This window comes from Streptomyces sp. NBC_01591, from assembly GCF_035918155.1.
Lineage (GTDB): Bacteria > Actinomycetota > Actinomycetes > Streptomycetales > Streptomycetaceae > Streptomyces.
The window spans coordinates 8,557,883-8,582,585 of the sequence record NZ_CP109327.1 but is presented as its reverse complement, the minus strand read 5'-3'; the positions used below and the strand labels follow the sequence as shown (position 1 = coordinate 8,582,585).

The following is a 24,703-nucleotide window of genomic DNA, read 5'->3' as shown; positions in this document are numbered from 1 at the left end:
TCGTATTCACCGAGCACGTCCTCCTGACCGCGCAGTTGGTGAACCTGGGAGCGGTACAGCACGGCCTGACGGCCCGGGAGTTCCTGAAAGTAGATCTCGCTGCCTGAACCCGTGGCGGAAGCGCAATCCGCGAGGAACCGGCGCCGTGCCCCGACCGTTGGCGTCCAGGGAAGAAACAGGCAACATCCGGAAGAACCATCCCGCCTGCGGGATGTTGTGCAGGCTACTGAACTTGAATGTGTGATGTCGGCCTGATCGTGTCAGCTGGTCAGGGTCAGGCCGGTGCCCATGAGGCAGCCGTCGATGAGGTGCGGTCGGTACTGGGCCTTCTGGAGACTGCGTTTCACGGCGGCGGCGAGCTGGTCGAGGTTCGCGGCGGCGAGGCCTCGGGCAGTGGGTGAGTGCGCAGCGGTTCGGGTGGAGACAGCTCCTGCCCGTACAGCAGTGGCTTGTGGAGAACACCCTCGGGACCTGGGCGGCCGGGGAGAAGGAGCGGCCGGTGAAGCAGACGCAGGACGCGAAGTGGGAAGGGCAGCGCCGGAAGGGGGCGGCCCCGGCCGTACTGCCTCCCGTCACGGGGACGGGGGCCTGTCCCGCACGCTCCATTCCGGCGCGGGCCAGGGCAGAGACTAGGGCCTGTCCGGCGGATCAGGGTCGGACAGGGCGCGGCGTCTGGTGCGGTGCATCGCAAAGCGCCGGAGCGTCTTAATAGCGGAGCTATTCGGACGTTTCGGCAACGCCGCGAGGTGCCGTGCCAGACGCCGCGACCCCGGCCATGATCCGCCGGACAGGCCCTAGTCCGTCGGGGTGCGGGAGGGCCACGGCTCGACATCGACGGGGTCCTGGTCCTCGCGCACTCGCAGAAGGAACACGCGGCTGCGACCTGTCGGAAGGCCTTCGACCATCACCCGCTGTTCGCGTTCGTCGACCACGGCCGGGCAGGGTCCGGCGAGCCCGTCGGCGCTCTGCTGCGGCCGGGGTCTTGTCGGTGGCCGATGGATGCCGGGCCGCCGCGCCAGGTTGGACTTTCGTCGTTGGCCGTCGCGACCAATGGCCGACGCGGAGCGGGTGGAGAGGGTCTTAACGTGGCCGGGTGACTCGTGTGGAATCTACGGCCCTTAAAGCATCGGCTCGCCAGGCACTGGCGGCGAGGCTGCGTTCGGCGACCCCGCGGCTGGCTGCCCCGGGCAGGGCTCTCTTGGCTCCCGGAATGTGGTCTCCCTGGCGTATCGTGGGCGAATCGCTGCTGAGCGTAGCGTTCGGGCTGCTGGGAGCAGGTCTCGCGGCCCTGGACCACGGCGGCACCGTACGGATCGCTGCCGCCGGGCTGGCGATCGCGGGGCTGTCACTTTTGCGCCGAACGCTGCCCGCGACCGTACTGCTGGTGACCGCCGTCGGCTCTGTCCTGTTCGGCGGTCTCGCTCCGTTGGTCCTTGTCGCCGCCTGGTCGGCGGGGCGGCGGATCGACGGGGTCGGCAAGGCCGTCGGCACCTTCGCCCTCGCATACGTCCTCAACCTCGGCCTGGCAGTCGTGCAGGCGCTGCCTCACCTCTCACTCCCCCGCTTGGTCTTCGACGTCCTGTGGCCGCTGGTCGCGGTCATAGCGCCCGGCCTAGCCGGCCGCTACCGGTCGCAGCACCATACGCTGACCGACACGCTCCGGGAGTACGACGCCCAGCAGCAACGCGAGCGCGCAATGATCGCCGGACAGGCCCGGGCGCGGGAGCGTCAGCGCATTGCGCAGGACATGCACGACAGCCTCGGCCATCAGCTGGTGCTCATCTCGGTGCACGCGGGCGCGCTGGAGGTGGACCGCGAGCTGACCGGACGGCAGCGGGAGGCAGTGGGGGTGCTGCGTGAGGCGTCGGTGGCCGCGATGCACGAGCTGCGCGAGGTGGTACAGGTGATGCGGGACAGCACGGAGGCCCCACACGAGGACCACACCGCCCCAGGCGTCGCGGCTGCGGCGGCGGAGGACACCACGGCGCTGTCGCGCGGGGTGGCGGGCATCGAGGGCCTCGTAGGAACGTCCCGGAGCGCGGGCGCGGCCGTGGAGCTGCGGCACTCCGGCGAGCCGTGCCCGCTCCCCCCGACCGCCGATCACGCGGCGTACCGCATCGTCCAGGAAGGCCTGACCAACGCCCACAAGCACGCCCCGGGCGCCCCGATCACCGTCGAGCTGCGGTATGAGCCGGACTCGCTGGTCGTGGAGGTCGCCAACGGACCCGCAACCGGGACGACGGACAACGGCCGGGGCATGGTGAGCGGCGGCCAGGGGCTGACCGGGCTCGGTGAGCGGACCCGGCTCATCGGGGGCATGGCGCACGCGGGCCCGACGGCGGACGGCGGCTTCCGGCTGGCGGGCGTGCTGCCGTACACATCGCCGGAAGCCGGTGTCCCGAGCCCCGCGCCCGGCAACGTGGCGACGACGTTCGTTGATCCAACAGGCGCCTTTTGGCAGCAGACCCCGGGGGACTCCTTGGACGAGGGTGGTCCTGTCATGAACGGGAACGGTCTGAAGGAGCTGGCCAAGGCAATGAGCAGGAAGAACGGAAGCGGCGTGGCCATCGGCTGCGGGATGGCGGTACTGATCCCTCTGCTGCTGGTGATCGCCGCCGTCGGCGTCGGGGGATACGTCCTCCTGGACAAGGCGGAAAAGGCCAGGATCGAGCCGAAGCAGTACGACGCGGTGAAGGTGGGCCAGTCCGAGGCAGAGATCCGCAAGCAGTTGCCCAAGGAGGACCCCTTCCTGACCGACGGCCTGGAAATGGGTGCGCCGCCCGTGCCCAAGGGCGCGAAGTGCCTCAGCCTGACTTCCACGGAGTCCAGCAACAATCCGGACATGGAGCCGGTCTTCCGGTTCTGCTTCAAGGACGGCAAGTTGACCGAGAAGAAGTCCTTCGAGGTGAGGAACTGAGGAGTATCGGGCGCTCGATCAGGGATGATGGCGAGTGACCGCAGGTAGACACTCAAGGACCACGCAGGGGAGTCATGATCAGGGTTCTCGTCACGGATGACGAGCCGCTCATCCGGGCAGGCGTCAGGATGATTCTCTCCTCCGCCGACGACATCGAAGTCGTCGCCGAGGCGGTGAACGGCCGAGAGGCGGTCGAACTGGCCCAGACCCGCCGCGTGGACGTCGTGCTGCTCGACATCCAGATGCCGGTCATGGACGGACTGACGGCCCTGGCCGAGCTGCACCGGACCGTGCCTGACACGCGGGTGCTGATCCTGACAACCTTCGGGGAACAGCAGAACGTACTGCGCGCCCTGACCGGGGGCAGCGTGGGCTTTCTGCTCAAGGACTCGGCGCCCGCGGAACTCATGCGCGCGGTCCGGGCTGCCGCGGCCGGAGACGCGTACCTGTCGCCGGGTGCCACCCGCCGTGTCGTGGACTCGTTGGCGTCCAGCCAGAGCGCTCACCGTGCCGAGCAGGCCCGCCGCCGGCTGGACGCGCTGACCAACCGCGAGCTGGAGGTCCTGGCGCTGCTGGGTGAGGGCCTGTCCAACGCGGACGCCGGTCAGCGGATCCATATGAGCGAGGCCACGGTCAAATCATACGTGAGCCGGATCCTGACCAAGCTGGACTGCCAGAACCGAGTGCAGGCCGCACTGCTGGCACGAGACGCCGACCTGGGAACCTGACCACACCACTCGATGACGTTGATGCAGAGCCCGCTGCAAGTGGATCTCAACGGACAGGTCCGAGCCTCATTTAGCTCGCGCTTTCATGAGCCTGCTCGTCCATGCCTTGTTGCCGGTGCATTTGAGCCGGTCGACGCATTCGCGGCAGGCCTTGCGTGGGAATGAGGTTCCCCCGAGATGCGGGGGAACCTCAGGGCGTCACCTCCCCGGGGAAGCCGGTCATAGCGGACCGGGTGGTCGTAGCGGTCACCCCAGTCCGCAGTGACGAGTCCGGCCAGCCATTCCTCGCCGTGCGCAACGAGCTCTTCCGAGCCGCCCGCAGGGTCTCGGCGACGAGTTCACCCCAATTGGGCCGGCGTACTGCCGCCAGCACGTGGGTCGAGTCGGTGCGGACCCGGGCACGGCGTTTGACCAGGCCCGCAGCCGCAAGACGTTCGACCATCACAGCCAGCAGCCGGTCTGCACGGTCCCCTTCGGCCAGCCGGTCACGGAACTCGCTCAGCACCGGGAAGTCGAAGCCGGCGTCGTCCAGCTCCAGGCCCAGGCAGTACTTCCATTCCAGACGGCACCGGACGGCCTCCGCCGCCTGCCGGTCGGTCAGATTCTCCGTGTATTGCAACACCGACACCAGCGCGAGCCGGGCCGGTGACAGACCCGGGCGCCTGTCCGCCGGATGCCAGTCGGCGAAATCCTCGTCCACGAACAGCTCGTCGAGCCGGTCACGCATCCACATCGCTGCCGTGCGACGCGGATTACTCGCCCGGGCCATCTTCACGGTCCACCAGCGCGTCTCCTCTGCGAAACACCGGGCTGCCTTGCGGAGGATGTCGCATTCTTCCTCCAGCTCGCGGATCCGATTCCGCGCTGCGGTCAGCTCCCCTTGAGCCGCGTCATCACCAGGCCGCGCCGGCGCCGCAGGTGCGAAGTGCGCGCTGGACCGGCGCCGTCGGCGGCCCGGATCCAGTTTCCGCAGCGTCTCGGTGTTCACCCCCAGATCGGCGGCGACCGACTTGATCGTCGCTCCCGGACGGGACCGGTACAGCGCGACCGCGGCCGCCTTGAACTCAGCGGGGTAGTGCTTCATCCCCACGGGGACTCCGTTCTCCTGGACCATCGAGATCCAAGTCTCTCCGGTGTCCAAAAACCGGGGTCAGCGCCCCAAGCCTGCTCCCCCACCCGTCGAAGCGGCGAGCCGCCCGGTTCAGCCAGTCGCACCAACGCAAGGGCCGCATGTGGTGGGAGTGGACGAAGAGGGCGGTTTCCGCAGGTCCTAAGCTCCTGCGCAGTCGAGCAGGGAGGGATGCCGTGCAGAAGCTGGACGGGTCGGATCAGCTGAACAAGCTGGAGGAGGTCGGTGCCTGGTTGCGCCGCCGGTTGCCAGATCTGCTCATCGAGAGCCAGGTGCCCGGGGCAGCCGTGGCGGTCCAAGCCGGTGATGAATGGGTCGAATCCGCGGCCGGTGTGCTGAGCACGGCCACAGGAGTCGACGCCACGGTGGGCTCTCTCTTCCAGATCGGGTCGATCACCAAGGTGATGACCGCGACGCTGGTCATGCAGTTGGCCGACGAGGGACGACTGGATCTGGACGCTCCCGTACGGGCCGTCCTGCCAGAGTTCCGGATCGCCGACGAGGAAGCGACGCGAGGGATCACCACGCGGCATTTGCTGAGTCACGTCGCGGGTTTCGAGGGGGACATCTTCACCGACACCGGCAAGGGTGACGACTGCCTGGAAAAGTACCTGGGCGTCCTGCGGGACGTGCCGCAGCTCTTCGAGCCTGGCGCGATGTTCTCGTACAACAACGCCGGGTACTGCGTGCTCGGGAGGATCGTCGAGGTGCTGCGCGAGGAGCCGTTCGACGTCTGCGCCCGGCGACACCTGTTCACTCCGCTGGGTATGAGTCACACCGCGAGTGACCCCTACGAGGCGATCCTCCACCGCACGGCAGTGGGTCACATCGAAACGGTGCCGGGGGCGCCGCTCGAGCCGACGCCGGTGTGGGCCCTGGCACGCTCGAACGCACCGGCCGGATCGATGATGGCGATGCGTGCGCGCGATCTGCTGGCCTTCGCCCGGATGCACCTCGCCGGAGGCCGGGGCCCCGACGGGGTGACCGTGCTCGGCCCGGAGACCGTCCAGGCCATGCAGCGGCCGCAGGTCACGCTGCCCGACATCGACCAGGGCGCCGCCTGGGGGCTCGGCTGGGAGCTCTTCGACCTGTCGGGCGGCACAGTCATCGGACACGACGGGAACACCATCGGTCAGTCGGCTTTCCTGCGCCTGGTGCCGGAGCGGGATGTCGCGGTGGCGATCGTCACCAACGGCGGCCTGTCACGGCGCGTGTACACGGAGATCGCGGGCCGGGTCCTCGGTGAACTCGCCGGGGTCGGTCTGCCCGCCTCGCCGGTGCCGGACGTGGGCGCTCCCGTTGCGGAGACGTCCCGGTACGTCGGTACGTACACGTCCAGCACCGCCGAGACCACGGTGAGCCGGGACGCCGCTGGGCGGCTGTGGCTGGAGCGCACTCCCCGGGGAGCCATCGCCGAACTGGACGAGGCGCCGAACCGCACAGAGCTGGTCGGCAGGCGCGGTGACACCTTGATCCCGGTCGAGCCGGAGCGCGGGGTCCACGCGCCGCTTGCCTTCCTCGGTGACGACGGGCAGGGACACGCGCTGTATCTGCACACCGGCCGGGCCGAGCGGCGGGCACCTCGATGAACGAGAGCACCGACGCGCGATCGTGGCAGACCTGCACAACGACCTGCTGTGTGCGGTGGTCGCCCGGCCGGTGGACCACTGGGCGGAGTTCTTCCGGGAGCGCTGGCTGCCGCAATTGCAGGCCGGCGGGGTGAACCTTCAGGCACTGCCGGTGTTCGTCGAAGATCCGTACCGGCCGGAGGGGGCGCTTCGCCGCACGCTGCGCATGATCGAGGCGGCGCACCGGCTCGCGGCGGGCAACGCCGATGCCGTCACGCTGTGCACGGACGGCGCCCAGGTCGACCAGACGCTGGCTGAGGGCCGGATCGCCCTGGTGCTGGCACTGGAGAGCGCACCCGGCGTGGGCGAGGACGTGGAGCTACTGGAGACCCTGTTCCGGCTGGGGGTCAGGATCGCGTCCCTGGCCCACTTCGGTCGCACCTCCCTGGCCGACGGCAGCGGCGAGGACGCGACGGGCGGCCGGCTGACCCGCTCCGGGGTCGCGGCGCTGGCCGAGATGGAGCGCCTCGGCATGCTCTACGACATCAGTCATCTCGGCGCGCCCGGGGTCGAGCACGTCCTGGAGCTGTCCTCACGGCCGTTGATCGCCACGCACTCCAGCGCACGGGCGCTCTTCGACCACCACCGCAACCTCACGGACGAGCAGATCCGGGGCGTCGCCGCGGGCGGCGGAGTGGTGTGCGTGAACTTCTTCGCTCCGTACCTGCACGAGAGCGACTACTCGATCGGCCGACTGATCGACCACATCGAGCACATTGCCGGGGTGGCCGGCGTCGAGCACATCGGGCTGGGTCCCGACTTCATCAAGGAAGTACTTGCCGACACCACTCCCCCGTGCTGCGAGCCGGCCTTCGTCGAGGGAGTGCCGGCCGACGCCTATCTGCCCGGGCTTGCGGGTCCGGCCGGGCTGCCGCTGGTCACCGATGCGCTGCAACAGCGGGGGTGGCCGGAGCGCGACATCGTCGCGGTCCTGGGGGAGAACGTACGGCGCCTGCTGCAGAACGAACTGGGCCGGCCCGCGTCCGCCGGCTGAGCGCCGTGCGCGGCAGGAGATTCCCTTCGTGCGATCGGAACGACGCACACCTGAATGTTCAGTGAACCCGACGAACGACGCCTGAAGTACGTGTCTCAAACCTTCTTTCCGCGGACGGCGGCGGTGATGCCGAGATCGCGCATCAGGCGTTCGGCGGTGCACCGGGCTACTTCGTGGCCCTGGCGGTGCAGCTCACGCCAGACCTTCCTGGCGCCATAGACACGGAAGTTGGTCTCGTGGACCTCGGTGATCAGCTCCTTGAGGGCGGCATCCCGCACCTGCCCGGCCGAGGGGGTGACCGCGCGTTTCTTCGCCGCGTAGTAGGTGGACGGGGCAATCTTGCAGTCGTGCTCGGTGAGTGTCCTGCAGATCGGCTCGACGCCGCCGAAGCGGCCCTTGCGCTCGTCGATGAACGCTACGAGCGAGTGTGTGGCCGGTCGAGCCCGGCCGCGAAGAAAGAGCCGCGGCCTTCAAGATGTCGTTGGCCCGTTTCAACCCGGCGATCTCCTTCTTCATCGCCTTGATCTGCGCGGACTCCTCCGTGATCGTCCCCGGACGCTGCCCGGAGTCGATCTCGTCCCGCTTGACCCAGTTCCGCAGAGTCTCGGCCGAGCCGATACCGGGCTTCTGGGCGACCGCCCTCAGCGCGGCCGACTCGTTCGGGTAATCGCCACGAACCTCAGCGACCATACGGACCGCTCGTTTACGCAGCTCAAGGGGATACGAAGAAGGGCGTGCCATGACTCAATCCCTTCACGGAATCAAGTCTCTATTCGAACCGGGGCGATTCAGCCCCGCAGGAGGGTTTGGGCCGTGCAATATATGAGGCCCGGAACTGCCACGGTAGCGGTCGTCCGGCTGTCCGACTGCGCCGCTCGGCTGCTGCTGCGTCACACGTTCCGGTAAGGATCGGTGCTCTGCAGTTCCAGGCCCATGCACTCGGCTAGTCCTGTGGCCAGTGCCGACAGCGTCGGATGCTGCCAGACAAAGTTGTTGGCGAGCTCGACCCCGAGGTCAGATTCCAGACGGACCCGTAGTTCCATGGACAACAGTGAATCGAAACCCAGGGCCTTCAGAGGGGTCTGCGGGTCAAGAGTGGTGCTGCCCAGCCGGAGAACTCCGCGAATGTGCTCGGCCATGTAGGTCTCGAGGGCCTCGCGCCGGGCAATACCTGGCGCGAGGCCCTCGAGACGGCTCCGGATGTCGCGGGAATCCTCCGGCGCGTCTACCGAGTGTTCGTTGTCCGGGGCAAGGAGGCTGAAGAACGAGGACTGCCTTCCGGTGAGGGGAATCCAGGTGCTCGGCTTCCCGGGAATCACCCCGGTCTGGACGCGTCCGTGTGCCAGGAGCGACTGAAGCGCCAGCAATCCCTTGTCGGTCGGGATCGTCTCGTAGCCCCGGCTGCCGAAGTCGGTTGCGACACCGGTCTCGCCCCATGGCCCCCAGTTGACGGCGAGCGTGGGCATGCCTGCGCGGCTCCGCCATGCGGCGAAAGCGTCGAGCCAGGAGTTGGCGGCTGCGTACACGCCCTGCCCGGGGTTGCCCAGCAGGGAGGCCATGGAGGAGAAGACGACAAACCAGTCCAGTGTGTGCGCTGCGGTGGCATTGTGCAGTTTCCACGCGCCGGTGACCTTGGGGTTCCATACGCGCTTCAGCTGGGGGTCTCGGATGTTGGTGATCGCGGCGTCCTCGAGGACCATGGCACAGTGGATGACACCGCGTAGGGGTGTCCGGTCTTCGGTGGCGGTGGCCACCAGGCGTTCCGCGGTACCAGGTTTGACGATGTCGCTCAGTACGACAGTGATCCGGGTGCCGCCGGCGGACAGCTCCGTGATCGCGCGCGCGGCGGCAAGGGAGGGAGGTGTGCGGCCGTTGAGGACAATGTGGCTCGCGCCCTGTTCGGCCAGCCAGTGCGCGGTTGCCAGGCCGAGGCCGCGCAGGCCGCCGGTCACGATGTAGGCGCCATCTGTGTGAACGACAGGCGGTCCCTCGGGAAGGACCGCAGTGGTCTTCCCTCGGTTCGGGATGGTCAGGACCAGCTTGCCGATGTGGCGGGCGCTGGCCATCAGCCGGAAGGCGTCGGTGGCTTCGGCGAGCGGATACGGGGTGCAGAGCAGCGGCTTGAGACGGCCTTCGGTGAACTCGGTGACGACCTCACGCAGCACGGTCGCGAACATGTCGGGGCGGGTCCGCTGGAGTTCGATGAGATCAACGGTGCTCAAGGTGATGTTGTGCCGGAACGGAGCCAGCCCGACAGGGGCGTCGGCCAGGATGTCGCGCACTCCCAGTTCGACGAAACGGCCGAAGGGCCGAAGCGTCTCCAGTCCTGCGCGGACTGCCGCACCGGAGAGCGAGTTGAGGACGACATCGACGCCCTGGCCGTGGGTGGCGTTGCGGGTCTGCTCAGCGAAGTCCAGGGATCGGGAGTCCATCACCCGGCTGATCCCGCTGCCGCGTAGGTATCGTCGCTTCTCTTCGTTGCCAGCTGTGGCCAGCACCTCGGCGCCGAGCAGCTTGGCGACGGCGACCGCCGCCAGACCGGTGCCCCCGCTGGCCGAATGGATCAGGACACGTTCTCCGGCGCGCAGCCGGGCGACGTGGCGCAACGCGTACCAAGCAGTGAGGAAGGCCGTGGGCACTCCTGCCGCGGCGACAGGATCGAGCATGGCCGGAATCGGGGCGACCACGGTCGCGGGCACAGTGACGAACGAGGCGAAGGCTCCGCCTTCGAGGTGAACGGCGAGCACCGGGTCGCCGACGCGTAGGTGCTCGACGCCAGGCCCGACCTCGGTCACCACACCTGCGCACTCGAAGCCGATCCGGTACCGGATGTCCTGCTCGCCGGGCAGGAGGCCCATAGCCGTGAGTACGTCGCGGAAGTTGAGGCCCGCTGCCTGGACGCACAGCTCTACTTCGCCCGGTCCTGGAGTCCGCCGCCCGGTCGCGGCGAGTTCCAGACTGCCGAGATCCCCGAGCCGCCCCGCCCGGAGGCGGAATCCGTCCACCCCGTAGCGCACAGTGCGGGTGGCCGCTGCGACCTGTTCGGAGGCGGCAAGGGGGGCGTGATCGAGACGGGCGATGTACCGGGTGGTGCCTCGTAGGGCGATTTCGTCTTCGTGGCCATCGGCGAGCAGTTCCGCGGCCAGGCTCCGCAGGCCTGGGTCGCCGTGGTCCGTGTCCACCAAGGTGGCACGCATGTGCGGGTGTTCGAACGCCAGGACGCGGATCACGCCACGCAGGGCACTTTGCTCAAGATCCACGGTCTCGTCGGCCGCTACCGCGCGGGCGGCCCGGGTGACGGCGTACAGGCGAGGAGGGGTGGAACTGCGGGCGGCTGCCTGGGCAGTAGCGAGGATTCGTCGGGCACGCCGCTGGGCACCCACAGTGGGATCGTCCGTGGTGGTGGGCGATGTGCCGCACAGCATCACGACGGCGCGCGCGGGGGACGCGATGGCCTCCAGGTGTGTACTGACGGATTCAGCGAACGGTCCGAGCCGCTCATCTCGCAGCGGGGTTTCCCACGCCTCGGCCTGAGCCCCGGCCTCGCGCAGGATGGTGGCCAGTGCCTCGGCGTCTCCTTGGCCCTCCCCGATGACGAGCCATTTTCCGGGCGCTGGCTGCGAGGTGGCCTGTGGACGTGGGACCGGATGCCAGCCGGCCTCCAGGAACCACTGGTCGACCTGGTCGGCCTTCCGAGTGCTTCGGCGTGCAAACTTCACTCCGTCGATGGCCATAACCGGATTGCCTGTCTCGTTCAGCAGACGGGCATGCCCCATGACGCTGTCGGCTGTGGTCTCAACGATCCGGGCGTGGCAGTACACAGCGGTCGCGGGATCCCCCAGAATCCGTACTGCCCCCATCTGGACGGGAAGGATCAGCCCCTGGCCGATGTCCTCGACGGGCCCTGCGACCAGGAGTTGCAGGCAGAGGTCGACGAGGACAGGGTGAACCCGTAAGCAGAGGTCTCCGGTCCGCGCGGGCTCCGGGACAACGACACGGGCCCAGAAACTGTCTCGGCTGCGGGAGACATGCAGATCCGTGATGCCGGTGAACGCCGGACCGTGTTCCAGTCCCCGGGAGCGAAGTCTTGTGTAGAGAGCTGCGGGATCGTCGGTGACCGAGTGCCTCCGTGCCAGGGTGGCGACGGACGCGGTGTGAGTGCGCGTGGGCCGGGAGAGACGGCGCAGCACGGCTGAGGCGTACGTCACCCACTGGCCGTCATCACCGCGTCCGAAGATCTCGCATGTGGCGTGGTCCGGGGCGGTCATGGTGACGGTCGTGCTGAGGTCGGTGTGCTCGGTCAGACGTAACAGCTCCCGGAATGAGACGTCGGTGATCTCTACGTCGGCGGGGGTGGCGTCGAACACCTCACAGGCGGTGGTCAATGCGATGGCGTAGTGGGCGGCGCCGGGCAGTACCGGGGTTCCATGCACTCGGTGGTCGGTCAACCAGGGCAGCCCCGTGGTTCCGGCGTCCCCCTGCCAGCAGTGGCGCACCTGCTCGCCGGGCACCTCGGTGTGGCTGCCCGGCAGGGCGACGGCCGAGCGCGCGGCGCGCTGCTCGGCGGGGGTGGCCGGCCGGGCGGCTTCCACCCAGTGGTGCTTGCGATCGAAGGTAATGGTGGGGACGTCAGCGAGGTCGCCCCGCGCGTACAGCGGCGACCAGTCGACGCTCACACCCGCGCAGTGCAAGGCCGCGAGCTGGGTGCGGAACGTGGTGGGTTCGTCCTCTCCGCGGCGTAGCGTGGGCAGCACGACCGGTTCGCCGGTCAGGTCTTGCAGGCTCTCCGCGACGGCGTGTGTGACCACTGGGTGCGGGGAGACCTCGAGATACACCAGGTTGCGGTCCGCGGCGGCCGTGGCCACCGCCGGGCAGAAGCGCACCGGGTTGCGCAGGTTGGCGCACCAGTAGGCGGCATCGAAGGCCGGCACCTCGTGCGGGTCCTTCAGCACGGTGGAGTAGAAGGGGATCCTGGGGCGCTGAGGAGTCAGGTCGCCAAGGCTGGTGAGAAGTTCTGCGAGCAGTGGGTCCACCTGAGGGCTGTGGGAGGCGACGTCCACCGCCACGGTCAGTGCCGGGATACCGCGGTCCTTCCAGCCGGCGACGAGCCTTGCGACCTGGATGGGGTCGCCAGCCACGACGGTGGAGTTCGGCGCGGCAAGGACCGCCACGGAGACTGACTCGGCATTGTTCGCGGCGAGTTCGGCCTCCACCGCGGCCCGGTCCAGTCCTACGGTTGCCATGGCACCGGCTCCAGCGATCCTGGTGAGCAGCGCGGAGCGCCGGCAGATCACCTTGGCGCCGTCCTTCAGCGACAGGGCCCCGGCCACGACAGCGGCCGCGACTTCTCCCATGGAGTGGCCGATGACACCGGCCGGTTCGACTCCATGGGCGCGCCAGGTGGCGGCCAGCGCGATCTGCAGGGCGAACAGCACGGGCTGCACTTTGGAACATTCCGTCACCGGTTCACCGGCTTGTACCACGTCCAGTACGGAGAACGTGGCCTCGGCGAAGATGTGAGCGTCGACTTCGGTCAGGGCCGCTGCGAAAGCCGGTTCCTGCAGCAGTCCCCGTCCCATGCCCGGCCACTGCGAGCCCTGCCCGGAGAATACCCATACGGGCTGCCGGGAGGCGGTGATGCTCGTCGGCCCCGTCACCACGGCCGGGTGGGCCCGGCCCGCTGCGAACGACCTCAGTGCGCCGACCGCGTCGGGCGTCGAACGGGCCACGACTCCGAGACGTCCCCGTCCTGCGCTGCGTCGCAGGGCCAGGGTGTGCGCGACGTCGCTCAGCGGTACCTTCGCGCCGTCGCTCTCCAGCCAGTCGGCCAGACGCAGTGCCGCGGCCGGTAGTACGGCGGGGGATCCGGCCGGAACCAGGAGCACTTCGGATGCGGCAGGAGGGGTCTGTCGTCGGCGTGACAGGGCCGTTCGGCTGTCCTGTGGCGGTTGTTCCAGGATGACGTGGGCATTGGTGCCGGAGAATCCGAAGGAGGAGACCGCGGCCAGCCTCGTCGGCGCCTGTACGGGCCACGGAGTCAGCTCGGTGGGTACGAAGAAGCGTGTCTTGTCCGCGGCAATGGCCGGATTCCAGCGGGTGAAGTTAACGTTGGGGGGGATGAGCCCGTGTTGGAGGCACAGGACGGTCTTGATCAGTCCGGTGACCCCGGCGGCGGGCTCCAGGTGGCCGAGGTTGGTCTTGACGGAACCCAGAGCGCACCGGCCGTGGCCGGTGCCGTACACCTGCGCCAGGCTGGCGAACTCGATCGGGTCACCGAGCGGGGTTCCCGTTCCGTGAGCCTCGATCATCCCCATGTCCTGCGGGTCGATCCCGGCGTTTGTGAGTGCTTGCTGAAACAGGGCCTGCTGGGCTGTGGGAGAGGGCGCGGCCAGGCCGTCGGACCTGCCGTCCTGGTTCACGGCGGACCCGCGGACGACGGCGAGGACGCGGTCGCCGTCCCGTTCGGCATCGGCCAGACGTTTGAGTACGACCGCGCCGCAGCCTTCACCTCGGACGAAGCCGTCCGCGGCTGCGTCGAAGGTGTGGCAGCGCCCTGTGGGCGACAGCATTCCCATCCGGGCAAAGGACAGGGTTGTCCTGGGGCGGAGCATGAGTGTGACGCCGGCGGCGAGGGCGAGATCGCATTCGTTCTGAAGCAGCGCCCGGCAGGCCAGGTGGAACGCGACGAGCGAGGACGAGCAGGCCGTGTCGAGGGCGACGCAGGGGCCGTGCAGGCCCAAGAGGTAGGAGATACGGCCTGCGGCGACGCAGTGCCCGTTCGTCAGAATGGAGCCCTCGAGTTCCTGGGGCTGTCCGGCGAGCTGATCCATGTAGTCGTTGTAGCTGAGACCGGTGAAGACCCCTGTCGGCGAGCCGGTCAATCGATCCGGTGGCAATCCGGCGTGCTCCAACGCCTCCCAGGCCACCTCCAGCAGCAGCCGGTGTTGGGGATCGAGTACGTCCGCCTCTCGGCCGGAGACACCGAAGAAGTCCGCGTCGAAACCGGACACGTCATTCAGGTAGCCGCCCTGCTGAGGAGGTGTGGGCTCGCCGGGGGTTCGCTCGGCGCCGTGTTGTGCCCAGAGCGTCTCGCGTCCCGGCGGCGGATTCCCGACCGCCTCTTGCCCCTCGGTGAGCAGCTGCCACAGGGCTGCGGGTGAGTCGATATCGCCAGGAAGCCTGCAGCCCATGCCAATCACAGCGATGGGGTCCGTTGCCTTGTTCGAGGGATGCCTGTGTCGGCCCACGGGGTTTCTCCTTATCGATTGACTGCGCAAGGAAGCGGTGAGCTCCCGCTCTGCTGACGGCTCATCCGGGCTCGCAACGCGCACGGGCAGGGGTCGGACCGGGTGCCGTGGAGGGCTGAGGGTTACCGGGGCGGGCCTCAGACGTCGGGGCTTCCCAGGAGAATCGCGCTCTTCACCCCGCCGACCTGGTAGTTGAAACTCAGCGCGTAGTCGAAGTCGAGAGGCCGGGTGCGCACGCCGGGAACGGGGTCGAAGGTGAGGTTGTCTGCCGGCTGCTCGCAGTTCGCGGTGGGACATACCTCGCCGCGCTCCATCATGAGCAGGGTAAGAGCGACGCCGAGACAGCCCGCGGGCGCGCCGTTGTGGCCGAAGCAGCCTTCCTGAGACGTCATCAGCAGGTCCGGGGCGGCGGAGCCGTACAGTTCCTTGATCGCGTTCGCCTCGAAGGCGGTGACCACCACGTTGCCGTCGCTGCCACCGTGGACGTAGGGCACCTGGCCGATCTCCCAGCGGTCTGCGAGACATCGGCGGACGGCGGACACCAGTTCGCGGCCCGTCTCGTCGGAAGCCAGAGGGTTGGTCAGCCCGTCGCGGGTCGTGGCCTGGGCGAGCACCTGACCGTACAGGTGGGCCCCGCGCCGGGTGGCGTGCTCGCGGCTTTCCATGATGACGGTCACCGACCCCTCGCCGTGGTTGATGCAGTCGGCACGCCGGTCGTAGGGGCGCATGAGGGAGTCGAAGGACGGCAGAAGCGCGGGCATGTCGTCGGACCGGATGATCTCGTACGTCTTCTGCGCGCCCTGCAGCAGGCGCTGGATGTTACGGATCAGTTTGACGCTGAAGATGTCGACGCCGGTCACGACGGCGATGTCGACCTCGCCGTCGGCGATCAGGCGTCGGGCGTTGCCGATCTGCACCGCGGATGACGCGCAGCCGCACGAGACCGTGAAGTTGGGGCCTTTCGATCGGGACAGTGCGCCTTGGACCAGGGCAACGTCGGAGGGAGTGACGGCCTGTTCTGCCGCGACGAACAGTTCCATCGCCTCCGTCACGCGAATGGTCTCGGGATCGGCTCGCAGCACGGCGAGGTAACTGTCGATGTTCGCGTCGACGCCGCCGCGTCCGGCCAGGATCGCCGCGTCGGCCAGGTCGCCCGAGTAGGGATCCAGTTCGGCGTCCGAGCATGCCTGCGCCATGGACACCAGGCCGAACCGGTGCGCTGCGGTGTAGTGGCGTGAGAAGAAGGGGGCGACATCGGGGAGGAGTTCGTCGAACATTGCGTCCGAGAGGTCTACCGAGCCGTAGTAGGCATTGCTCTGCGTGAGGCAGGAGGCCCCTCGGGAGGCGATGTTCCACAGGTCGTCCGCGGTGAAGACGGGTCGCCCGTCACCGGGAAGGCAGAACCCGATACCGGTGACCACGGCATCCCGCGCGTTCCGGCCGCCTCCCGAGAGGGGGGCCGCCCCGCTCACGACACACCTACGTGCAACAGAGAATTCGTCATTTTGATCCCCTCCGGATCAGTTGGTAGCCCTCGCGCGTAATCGGCTGTGTGCTACTGAGGAAGAGATTCCGCAGCGGCCGGATTCGAGCAGGGATCTATTCGGCAATGTATGTGCGGTAGATCCATCGGTAGACCGGAAGCATTTCACCATCGAGTTCGGCATGGTGATCCGCGAACTCAAAATGCTCATAACCGTTCCAGTGGGGAACAGTCACTCTTGTTTCAGTTTCCAGTGATTTCACTTCCCAGGTCGACGGAGAGCTCTCCGGCCCTCCGCTGAGCATTACACGAATCGATTGAGGCATAGTGCTCTCCAGTCGGAGAATCAGCGCTGAGTGATCAGCGGATACGTTGGCTCGATCGTTTTCTGCCACGCCGCCTCGAGTGCAGCTGGAAATGCTTCCACCACAGAACGGTGAGTGTCACCATGCCGCGCAACTGGTCCAGGAATCCCATGTGCGGCGCGTCACTCCCCAAGGTGCGGGAGCCGGTCCGGAGGCGGCGCGGACGGTGTCGGCGACTGGCCTCGCGTACGAAATGACATGGCCGCCGCGGGGTCGAAGCCGGCAGCGTGCGCCATCGTGACCGCATTGACCAGCGCGGTTTCAGGGCGCAGCGCGGGGGTCCGGGCGTAGACCGCCGCCGGGATCACAACGGGCCCCGATGGCGGGAAACAGGCCCTGATGACGGTTTGGTAGCACTGGGAACTCGCATGGCGCCCCTTTGGCGAGGTGATGCGAGCCGCCACTTCCTTGCCCGGGGGCGCTCATTGCGACGAACGATCTCGATGCTGCACGCAACTGGCTGGCCAGTTGTGCGGCGGATCGTCGGTTGCCACACTCCCCGGAGAGGAGGGCAGCCCACCGGTTGGATTCAAAACGGTTATCCCACAGAGCTGAATAATCCCGCAATGAGGCCGCTTACAATTCACCCGTATGGCGTAATATGATGAACTGTGGGTTCATCTTCTCGCCAGGCTCCGCAAATCCGACCTCACCGGCCACGAAGTCGCATTCGTGACGGTTTGCCGCCGAGATGTCGCACACGAATGGAAACAGCCCGCACTCCGGCAATTATCCGGCAGTGGCTGATTGCGGTGAAATGATCTTTACGTGACTGCCGCCGTCACGGCGGCAGCGGCCCACAGCCGGCCGCCACTCTCGGAGCAAATTTCAGACTGATCCGATCGGGTGACTAATTACCGCAGGGGTTGATGACAGTTCATTAATTGGAGTTACTGAAGTCGTTGAACCGGTGGGTAGCCCATCCCTCTCCGGGGAGCTCGGCAATTGGCCCGCCCGTTTCAGCCCTTCCTGCTGGCAGGGCTTCGGCGAGCAGAGCCACTGCAAGGCTGCTCGCGGAGAGCCACCGGCCGGTGGGTGCTCCCGACATCGGCCGGTGAAGCGTCTCGCCGTGCTTGAGACCGGGCAATGGTGCGCACGTCGCGGCTGATGTCCGTCGACCCCCGATCGCCGTCGGGTCCGCCCCTGTCCCGAGCGGACTCATCGCCGCGAGCCACTGCCCGGTCGCCTTCCCGGAACCGAGAGCCGTTCTTCCTCTCACCCCTGCCCCGTCGGGCAGGAGGGAAGCCCGCCTTCGCTCTCGGCCGGTTCCCGTGCGGACCGCAACGGTCCGCCTGTCGCAGGAGGATCCGCCATGTCCACAATCGCAACCTCGTCCGACCAGTCACGATCGGTCGCCCAACTGCCTTTCCCCTTCGGCCCGCTGCTCCTGGCGGTCCTGCCCAACTCCGGACCGGTCGCCGGCGGCAACACGGTCCAGCTCCTCGGAGTGGGCCTCAGCGGTGCCACCAGCGTCCTGTTCGATACCACGCCGGCCACCATCGTCTCCCAGGACGTGCTGGGGCTCACTGTCACGGTCGTGGTCCCGGCGAACGCCGCAAGCACGGTGCCGGTCACCGTGACCACGGGCGGTGGTACCAGCAACTCGGTTTCCTACACCTACGTGGACCCGTCCACGCCTGTTCCTCCCACCGCCACCAGCATCATCCCGGCCTCGGGACCGGTCGCCGGCGGCACTCCGTTCGTGATCAACGGCACCAATCTGAACGGAGGCACTGTCACCGTCAACGGAGTTCCGGCCACCGTGCTGGGCAGCGACCCGACCGGAATCCTGCTGTTCGGGATCATCCCGGCCGGCGCCACAGCGGGCAACGTCCCGGTCGTGGTCACCACCGCGGCCGGCACCACCACTGTCCCCAGCGGGTACACCTACATCTGACCACCCCCTCACGGCCTCTCCTGCCACGTCGCCACGCCGACTGGCCAGGGCTGTGAACAGCGCCGGCCTGCGAGTTCCTCGCGCAGGCCGGCGCTGTTCGGAACCAGGGACGATTCTGTAGCGATCAGCCCACCCGGCGGCGACGGACCCGAGGCGCAACGGCAGAGGAAACGTTGCGACGCGGGCTGCGCCCGATCAGGCGGCGCCGCCGGAGCGTTCGCAGGGATACGATCCGCCGCCGACGCCACGCCCCCGCGCCGCCCCCCAGCCAGCAGACGCAAGCGGCCTGCAACCACTCACCACCGATTCGGCATTTCCGAGCCGCTTTCAGCCCGGCCTCTCCCCCCGCGCCTCCCGGCAATCCACGAGGACACGGCCGGGCCGGGACCTCGCAGGACGCCATTCCTGTGCCCCTCGTGGGGCGAGCCCGGGACCCCGGCGACGGCGAGAGCCGCCCGACCGATCCCGCGGTTCGGAGCGGCGAAAGGCTCGGCAGGCAGCCGTGCGGGACCTGATCTGCTGCCGCCGACTGGACGGGGCGACCAGTTCACACGGCGCCGAGAAAGCCCGGATCAACTCCATCGAACTGTCGGCATGAGTCCCGGGCGAGGCCGAGCAACTCCGACATGGGCACGGCGCGACGACTGGCCGCGGAGAGAACTTGGCGTGCCTCGGCAGACCACAACGGGGGAAACGTTGACAGGCCCTGGTCGCTGTTCAGTGCTCGGACCTCGTCCTGCCGGCCGGGCCGGCGGAGATCCGCGTAGAACTCATCGAGCGCCCCGGAGACCAGCCAGACCATCCACGCCGAGTGGCCGACGCCCAGAGCCTCCCGGCGAAAGGAATCCGGGGCGAAGTAGACCATCTCTCCAGAGGCACCGGGACAGCCGACGCCGACGGGAGCTCCGCCGTTGAGAGAAGACGCTGGCCAGCACGTCGTGTGCCACCACCCGGCTGGTACCCGCTCACCATGCGGGGTCGAACGCGCTCCAGGGAACTGATTGACCCGAGCCAGGCTCGGCACCCCGTGCGCCGCCCCGTCCACGGGGCTGCCGAAGCCCCGCAACCATCCGTCGCCCAGGAAACCGCCGCGGTGCAGCACGCCCGCGCCCACGTACGATCTGGCCGTCACCTGCGGCTGGAGAAGCGACGCCCCGCCCAGGGCTTTCAGGCGGAAGCACCTCAACGGACACCGGCCCGGCACCGAGTATCTCCCTGAGTTCCGGCCAGGCCGGTTCCTCGACGTCGATCAGCTGCCCTCGACTCAGGTATGTCCGCATCGTCGCGTCTACACCTTGCGCCTCAACCGGCAGGGCGCTTCGGCGAAGCACCCACCTGTCGAGATGACCTCCTGTGCGCCATCAACGGAACCGGCGGACGGCACAGACCGCACGGGACGCAGAGCTCTGGACCGGCACGGTCTTGGTTCAGTTGGCCGGTGTGGGACCTGAATCGGCACCACAACCGATGTCTGCTTCAACCGGGCCATGCGGGGCTCCTCCAGCCGCACGAGGATGACCTCGCTCTCAGGTGCTTCATGCTTCCGGAATACGGCACGTGATCGATCGAGGTCACCGGACGACCGGGCTCGCCATCGAGCGCCCGACCGACGAGGTGAACCGGCGCCGCGGGCGCTGTTCACCGGGCTGAGGACGTGAGTTGGCGACGGTTTTCACCCGGCCAGTGCGATCCGTGCCCAGAACGTGCGGCCTCCCTCGGTCTCCTGCCGCGTTCCCATTGCCTGCGCGGACTGCGCAACCATCACCAGGCCTCGACCGTACTCGTTGGCGTTGCCAGCACGGTGCGGGACGGACGAGGTTCCACCCTCATCCTGGACTTCCACAAGAAGCCAGTCACCGTCCTTTTGCAGACGGCCCGTGATCGAGAGGCTGTTGGTGTGGACGATGGCGTTGGTCATCAGCTCAGAGATCACGAGTAAGGCCGCACACCGGGCACTTTCGTCTGTTATGTCCTCGGAGTCCATCCACAGCCGGGCCAGTTGACGGCAGACCGGCACCGCTCGCTCCAATGTCGGCACGCGGAACGAGACCGGTCGCCTGCTGGGGCAACCGTCGGCCAGGGCCCGGGCTGACGCCGTATCCGGCCATTGTTCAATCTCTTGGGGGGACAGTGCGATCTGCACCCCCGACCAAGCAGTCGGCAGCATAGTCCTTCCTCTCTCGTCCTGGGCCTTGCCCAGGTGGCGGGGCAGCAGGTCTGCGCTTCCGGACACAACGCGGCATAAACCGCCGGCTGGGGATTCCTGCCGTACCGATGCGCTCGCCCGGGCGGGGACAACCGTGCCGAGAGCCGAGTGGGCGGTTCAGTGACGGGAAGCGGGGCACACCCGCCCGACGCCGACACGGAGGGCGGGGTCCGGACGATGCCGGCCACCAGCCCCGGAGGTGATTCGGTGCCGCGGAGAGACGGCAGACTCCGTGCTCCGGCAAAGCCCCTGCGCCGTGCGCGACGGTGAGCGAGTTGGCCGAGCACAACGTGAGAGCGACGGGTACCCCTGCCGACTGGCGTCGCGCCGCATCGACCTGAGCGGTCTCACCGCAGAACTCAGGAGTCCGAGACCGGGCACTGGACGTCGGAACCGTCGCCAAGGAAGCTCGCATGGTTTCCCCACAGAGGTCACTTGGGCCGCCGCACCAGCCGGTGCCAATGGCACCGACTGGCGGATCCAAACCCCTCCCACGGGGGTGCCCATTGCGGCAGTCCCACCCGGCAGATCCCCAGGCTTTCAGCTCACCTGGACAGCTACGAGAGAAATGAGCAGCCGCTCCCCCGGAGAGGGTGGGCGGCCCACCGGTTTGGATAGTGATAGTTATCCTCTCGGGCGCACATGACAGCAACAAAGCCGACATGATGTCACCCGAATGGCGTACCTATGGCGATATCCACGCCCTCCGCTTCGGACCACTCGAAGACTCCTCGGGTAGGCCACCATCAAGCATCTGGACGAAGTGGTTCATGCGCGTGGGCAACCCACGATGCCGCGGAATCGGTGCCACGCGACGCAACGATTCTGCTTGGCGAATCGCTTCTGCTGACTTCCTTTAACGACCGCCTGTCCTGCCAGTTCTTGGCGTGATCTGTTCGGCCTGATCCCGTGAGAGAATTTGATGGCCGGTAACGCCCTACAGCAAAGCCCTAAGGTGTCGCAACATCGCACCCCTCGATCTGTGCACTGCGTGCACTTCGACGCTGCGGCCGACATCAATGACTCGGCTGAAATCCGTACCGTCACAGGTCAGATCGCCGCCCCGGCACCGCGAATCACCCGGTCCACAGACGGTGCGAGACAGCCCAACCAGCCGTCGCGAGCAGGCATTTTGGCGCGATCTGTACAGTCGGCCATCGACTCGTACCGCGGCACTGCAGTGATCGTTTGACGCCGGGTCACGGAATAGTGCAGCCTCATTTCTGCAGCCCATGAAGTCGCATGCCGACGAGGGACTCAGTCGTGGAACTGATGCCCGAGCGACAAGCTTCCAACGAATCCTTCAGGTCGGGCGATTGAGCCATGCGATGCTCAGAAGCCAAAGCTGCATAACCACCAGTCGTTTCCGCGCTGCGTCGCTCGGATCCCCCGGAGAACCCACATCCATACGGAAAGTAAAATGTCTTCCACGTACAGTTGATCGAGCTTGGATCTTGCAGATGAAACACGAGGCATATCCTTGCCGCCACCGCATCGGTTCAGCCAGATAGTTCCTCGATTGAATATTGCCCCGCGCAACCGGATGAACGTGGGGCAACAGGAGCTGGGTGGGGCTCCTGCAGCCCTCAGGCATTCGTTCCTATCCACGCTCCACCAATTTGCAATGTGAGTCGCTTCAGTCGCTGAAAGGAGTACGTATGGTTCCTGATCTGCACCTACGTGACAGCAACTCAGGCCGGACCGTAGCTTCTCGACCGGCAACTCGGTTGCCTGACGTACTGTCGACCGCGCTGCGACGCGCCCGGCCGGCGCAACCGACCGGCTGCCCGTCGCAAGGCATCCCCGCCCATTGCCACGACTGCCGGAGCCCGGGCCACAGCTTCCGCGAGTGCCCGCGTCGCCCAGTCGGCCGCTGGCGTCACTGCTTCCACGCCTCGACGACCTGTGCGCGGTGTATCCCGGTGCGTGGGCGCATCAGTCTGACCCCGGGGTGGGTGTCGCATGCGGCGATGCCGGTCCGGTCGTCATCGATGTCCACGCGACATCGCTGCCCGAACGGAACCAGCTGCTGCCCGGCATCGCGATTACCCCGTCGGGGTCACTGCACGGATGTCACCGCCTCGCGGCGCTGCGGGGTGCAAAGGACCCGGCCCATAGCGTATCGACGCTGCGGCCCCCGGTCCTCAACTGCACTGTTGTGGCAGAAAAGGAAAACGCCAGCGCCACGTTCAGCCGAGCCGCTCACACCGCGGGCGGCCTGGCCACCACCGGCCGTCTGGCGGCGCAGGACGCGGAAGCGGCCCTGGTGGAGGCTGCGGTATACATGCGTCCGGGCCAGGAACGCCGAACACCGCACATCATCCAGTCCGGGATTGCTTGCGGGCAGCCGCCTTCCGCTCGATCTGGGAGACCGCAGGTGAACCACGCACCCAGCCACGATGACGGGCCGTTCGACCCTCAAAAGGTCGTACGTCAGATTCTGCTCGGCTCCGGCTCCCCCGCCAGCACCGTCCCGGCGCAGGCCACCAAGAGAGCTGCGCCAACGGCGATGCGGGCAACCGAGCACGGTCTGCTGCCCGACACCCTCAGTGACCGTGGCAACGCCAAGCTGTTCGTCGCCTTGTACGGGCGGGGCTTCAGGCATGTGCCGGGCCTGGGCTGGTACCGGTGGTCGAACTATCGGTGGGAGATCGACGAGGCTGACACCGTACTGTGGGCAGCCGGCGAGATGGCCGAAAGGCTGGCGGAGACCGACCCGCACGGGCGGCACGGCGGAGCGGAGCTGCGCCGGCACCGCCGGCGGGCTCTGACAACATCCGGAATGATGGCCATGCTGATACAGGCCAAGGCCGCGCCGGGGATGACTCTCAACGCTGCGCTGCTGAACGCAGATCCCTATGCACTGTGCACTCCGGAGGGGGTGGTCGACCTCCACACCGGTCTGGTCGCCGCGCCGGATCCGGAGAGGCACTGCCACTCGCGTGCCACGAGCGTGGAAGCCCGGCCGATGGGAACACCCCGCTGGCAGCGGTTCCTCACCGACACGTTCGGCGACGACGCCGACGGCCGTCAGATGATCGGCTTTCTGCACGAGCTGCTGGGCTACTCGATCACCGGCGATGTCGGCGGGCAGATCATGCCATTCCTTTATGGACAGGGAAAAAACGGCAAAAGCGTTTTTCTGGACGTCATCGTCAGACTTCTTGGGGACTACGCGGATGCCGCCCCGCCCAGTTTCCTGATGGCCCGGTCTTGCGTGGTGCACGCCACCGATCTCGCCGAGCTGCACGGCCGACGCATTATCGTCTGCTCCGAACCCAAGCCCGGTGACCGCTTCGACGAGTCCCGCGTCAAGTTACTGACCGGCGGAGACCGGATCAAGGCCCGCAGGATGCGACAGGACTTCTTCAGTTTCACCCCCACCCACACACTGTGGCTGCTCGGCAACCAGCGCCCTGAAGTCAGCACTGGCGGCTACGCGTTCTGGCGCCGGATGAGGCTGATCCCGTTCGACCGGGTCGTCGCAGACGACCGGAAGATCGACAACCTCGCCGACGTCTTGGTCGCCGAAGAAGGACCGGGCATCCTGCACTGGCTCGTCACCGGCGCGCGCCGCTATCTGAACGGTCCTCGCGACCTGACCGGCCCCCCGCGGGTGCGCACCGCCACCCACACGTACGCAAAGACCGAAGACCATACGGGCCGGTTCCTGAGCGAGTGCTGCACCGTGGACCCCGCCATGCGTGCGGAACAAACCCAGCTCTACACCAGTTACCGGAACTGGTGCCAGCTGGAGGGCGCCAACCCGGTCTCCTCGCGAGCGTTCGCCGCACGTGTCCGTGAGACCGTCGGCATCGCCACACCCAAAGAGATAATCCTGTCCAACCAACGCAAGTTCTACCCCGGTATCGCGTTGAACCCTGAGCTGGAAGAGAACGCATGAGTGTCCCCATCGAGCCCGCCCGACTCGCCTGCGGGAACGCCCTCGTCCGGCTCGAAGACACCGACGTCGTCGTGCGCACGCCCGACAAGATCGAGATGCCGGTCGAAGCGGTCAGGGCCCCTGCCACCTTCTCCGAGAGCGACCTCGGCAGCTACACCCTGGAGTACCTCAAGAACGATTGGTACATCACCAACTGACCCGACGC

Annotated in this window: 15 protein-coding genes and 2 pseudogenes; 8 read left to right on the top strand and 9 right to left on the bottom strand. The window is 67.5% G+C overall.

Annotated features, from left to right (window positions below; genetic code table 11):
* Window positions 1–260: 260 nt before the first annotated feature.
* Window positions 261–383, bottom strand: a pseudogene (locus OG978_RS48540) (IS630 family transposase); the annotation flags it as partial.
* A gap of 441 nt (window positions 384–824) precedes the next feature.
* On the opposite strand from OG978_RS48540, the pseudogene OG978_RS39655 reads away from it, so the two are divergent.
* The 3 genes and pseudogenes from OG978_RS39655 to OG978_RS39645 all read left to right on the top strand — a co-directional run.
* A pseudogene (locus OG978_RS39655) lies at window positions 825–983 on the top strand (IS1380 family transposase); the annotation flags it as partial.
* 227 nt (window positions 984–1,210) lie between these two features.
* On the top strand, window positions 1,211–2,917 hold the full coding sequence (locus tag OG978_RS39650; RefSeq protein WP_326769854.1) for a sensor histidine kinase: 1,707 nt from the start codon (window positions 1,211–1,213) through the stop codon (window positions 2,915–2,917).
* Window positions 2,918–2,991: 74 nt separating this feature from the next.
* On the top strand, window positions 2,992–3,645 hold the full coding sequence (locus OG978_RS39645; RefSeq protein ID WP_326769853.1) for a response regulator transcription factor: 654 nt from the start codon (window positions 2,992–2,994) through the stop codon (window positions 3,643–3,645).
* A 190-nt stretch (window positions 3,646–3,835) separates the two neighbouring features.
* Here the strand turns inward: OG978_RS39645 and OG978_RS39640 are convergent, their stop codons facing one another.
* Complete coding sequence (locus OG978_RS39640) at window positions 3,836–4,729, bottom strand: transposase (RefSeq protein ID WP_326769852.1); 894 nt, start codon at window positions 4,727–4,729, stop codon at window positions 3,836–3,838.
* A 221-nt stretch (window positions 4,730–4,950) separates the two neighbouring features.
* Here OG978_RS39640 and OG978_RS39635 point away from each other — a divergent pair, with 221 nt between their 5' ends.
* Both OG978_RS39635 and OG978_RS39630 read left to right on the top strand, forming a co-directional pair.
* Complete coding sequence (locus OG978_RS39635; protein ID WP_326769851.1) at window positions 4,951–6,363, top strand: serine hydrolase domain-containing protein; 1,413 nt, start codon at window positions 4,951–4,953, stop codon at window positions 6,361–6,363.
* Window positions 6,323–7,396, top strand: coding sequence for a dipeptidase (locus OG978_RS39630; RefSeq protein ID WP_326770300.1), 1,074 nt, complete (start codon window positions 6,323–6,325; stop codon window positions 7,394–7,396). Before OG978_RS39635 ends, OG978_RS39630 begins: the two co-directional genes overlap by 41 nt.
* A gap of 95 nt (window positions 7,397–7,491) precedes the next feature.
* Here the strand turns inward: OG978_RS39630 and OG978_RS39625 are convergent, their stop codons facing one another.
* The 5 genes from OG978_RS39625 to OG978_RS39605 form a co-directional block, all read right to left on the bottom strand.
* Complete coding sequence (locus OG978_RS39625) at window positions 7,492–7,674, bottom strand: IS3 family transposase (protein ID WP_326769850.1); 183 nt, start codon at window positions 7,672–7,674, stop codon at window positions 7,492–7,494.
* Entirely contained in the window at window positions 7,589–8,086 is a 498-nt protein-coding gene (locus OG978_RS48535; RefSeq protein ID WP_442817813.1) for a transposase, read from the bottom strand. The genes OG978_RS39625 and OG978_RS48535 overlap by 86 nt, the downstream gene beginning before the upstream one ends.
* Before the next feature lie 200 nt (window positions 8,087–8,286).
* Window positions 8,287–14,643: a type I polyketide synthase gene (locus tag OG978_RS39615; RefSeq protein ID WP_326769848.1), complete on the bottom strand. Its 6,357-nt coding sequence runs from the start codon at window positions 14,641–14,643 to the stop codon at window positions 8,287–8,289.
* 137 nt (window positions 14,644–14,780) lie between these two features.
* The gene (locus tag OG978_RS39610) at window positions 14,781–16,115 is read right to left on the bottom strand and encodes a beta-ketoacyl synthase N-terminal-like domain-containing protein (RefSeq protein WP_326769847.1); all 1,335 of its coding nucleotides are present in this window, start codon (window positions 16,113–16,115) and stop codon (window positions 14,781–14,783) included.
* Window positions 16,116–16,242: 127 nt separating this feature from the next.
* On the bottom strand, window positions 16,243–16,452 hold the full coding sequence (locus OG978_RS39605; RefSeq protein ID WP_326770299.1) for a DUF5988 family protein: 210 nt from the start codon (window positions 16,450–16,452) through the stop codon (window positions 16,243–16,245).
* Between the two features lie 1,351 nt (window positions 16,453–17,803).
* On the opposite strand from OG978_RS39605, the gene OG978_RS39600 reads away from it, so the two are divergent.
* Window positions 17,804–18,388, top strand: a complete 585-nt coding sequence (locus OG978_RS39600) for an IPT/TIG domain-containing protein (RefSeq protein ID WP_326769846.1) — start codon at window positions 17,804–17,806, stop codon at window positions 18,386–18,388.
* A gap of 547 nt (window positions 18,389–18,935) precedes the next feature.
* Here OG978_RS39600 and OG978_RS48530 read toward each other — a convergent pair.
* Together OG978_RS48530 and OG978_RS39595 are read right to left on the bottom strand one after the other, a co-directional pair.
* A complete protein-coding gene (locus OG978_RS48530; protein ID WP_442817812.1) occupies window positions 18,936–19,490 on the bottom strand; it encodes a DUF2625 family protein in 555 nt (184 codons plus the stop codon).
* Window positions 19,491–20,060: 570 nt separating this feature from the next.
* Window positions 20,061–20,555 (bottom strand): ATP-binding protein, encoded by a 495-nt coding sequence (locus OG978_RS39595; protein WP_326769845.1) that lies wholly within the window; start codon window positions 20,553–20,555, stop codon window positions 20,061–20,063.
* A 1,990-nt stretch (window positions 20,556–22,545) separates the two neighbouring features.
* Here OG978_RS39595 and OG978_RS39590 point away from each other — a divergent pair.
* Window positions 22,546–24,498, top strand: coding sequence for a DNA primase family protein (locus tag OG978_RS39590; RefSeq protein ID WP_442817811.1), 1,953 nt, complete (start codon window positions 22,546–22,548; stop codon window positions 24,496–24,498).
* Window positions 24,495–24,695, top strand: a complete 201-nt coding sequence (locus OG978_RS39585) for a hypothetical protein (protein ID WP_326769844.1) — start codon at window positions 24,495–24,497, stop codon at window positions 24,693–24,695. Before OG978_RS39590 ends, OG978_RS39585 begins: the two co-directional genes overlap by 4 nt.
* Window positions 24,696–24,703 lie beyond the last annotated feature (8 nt).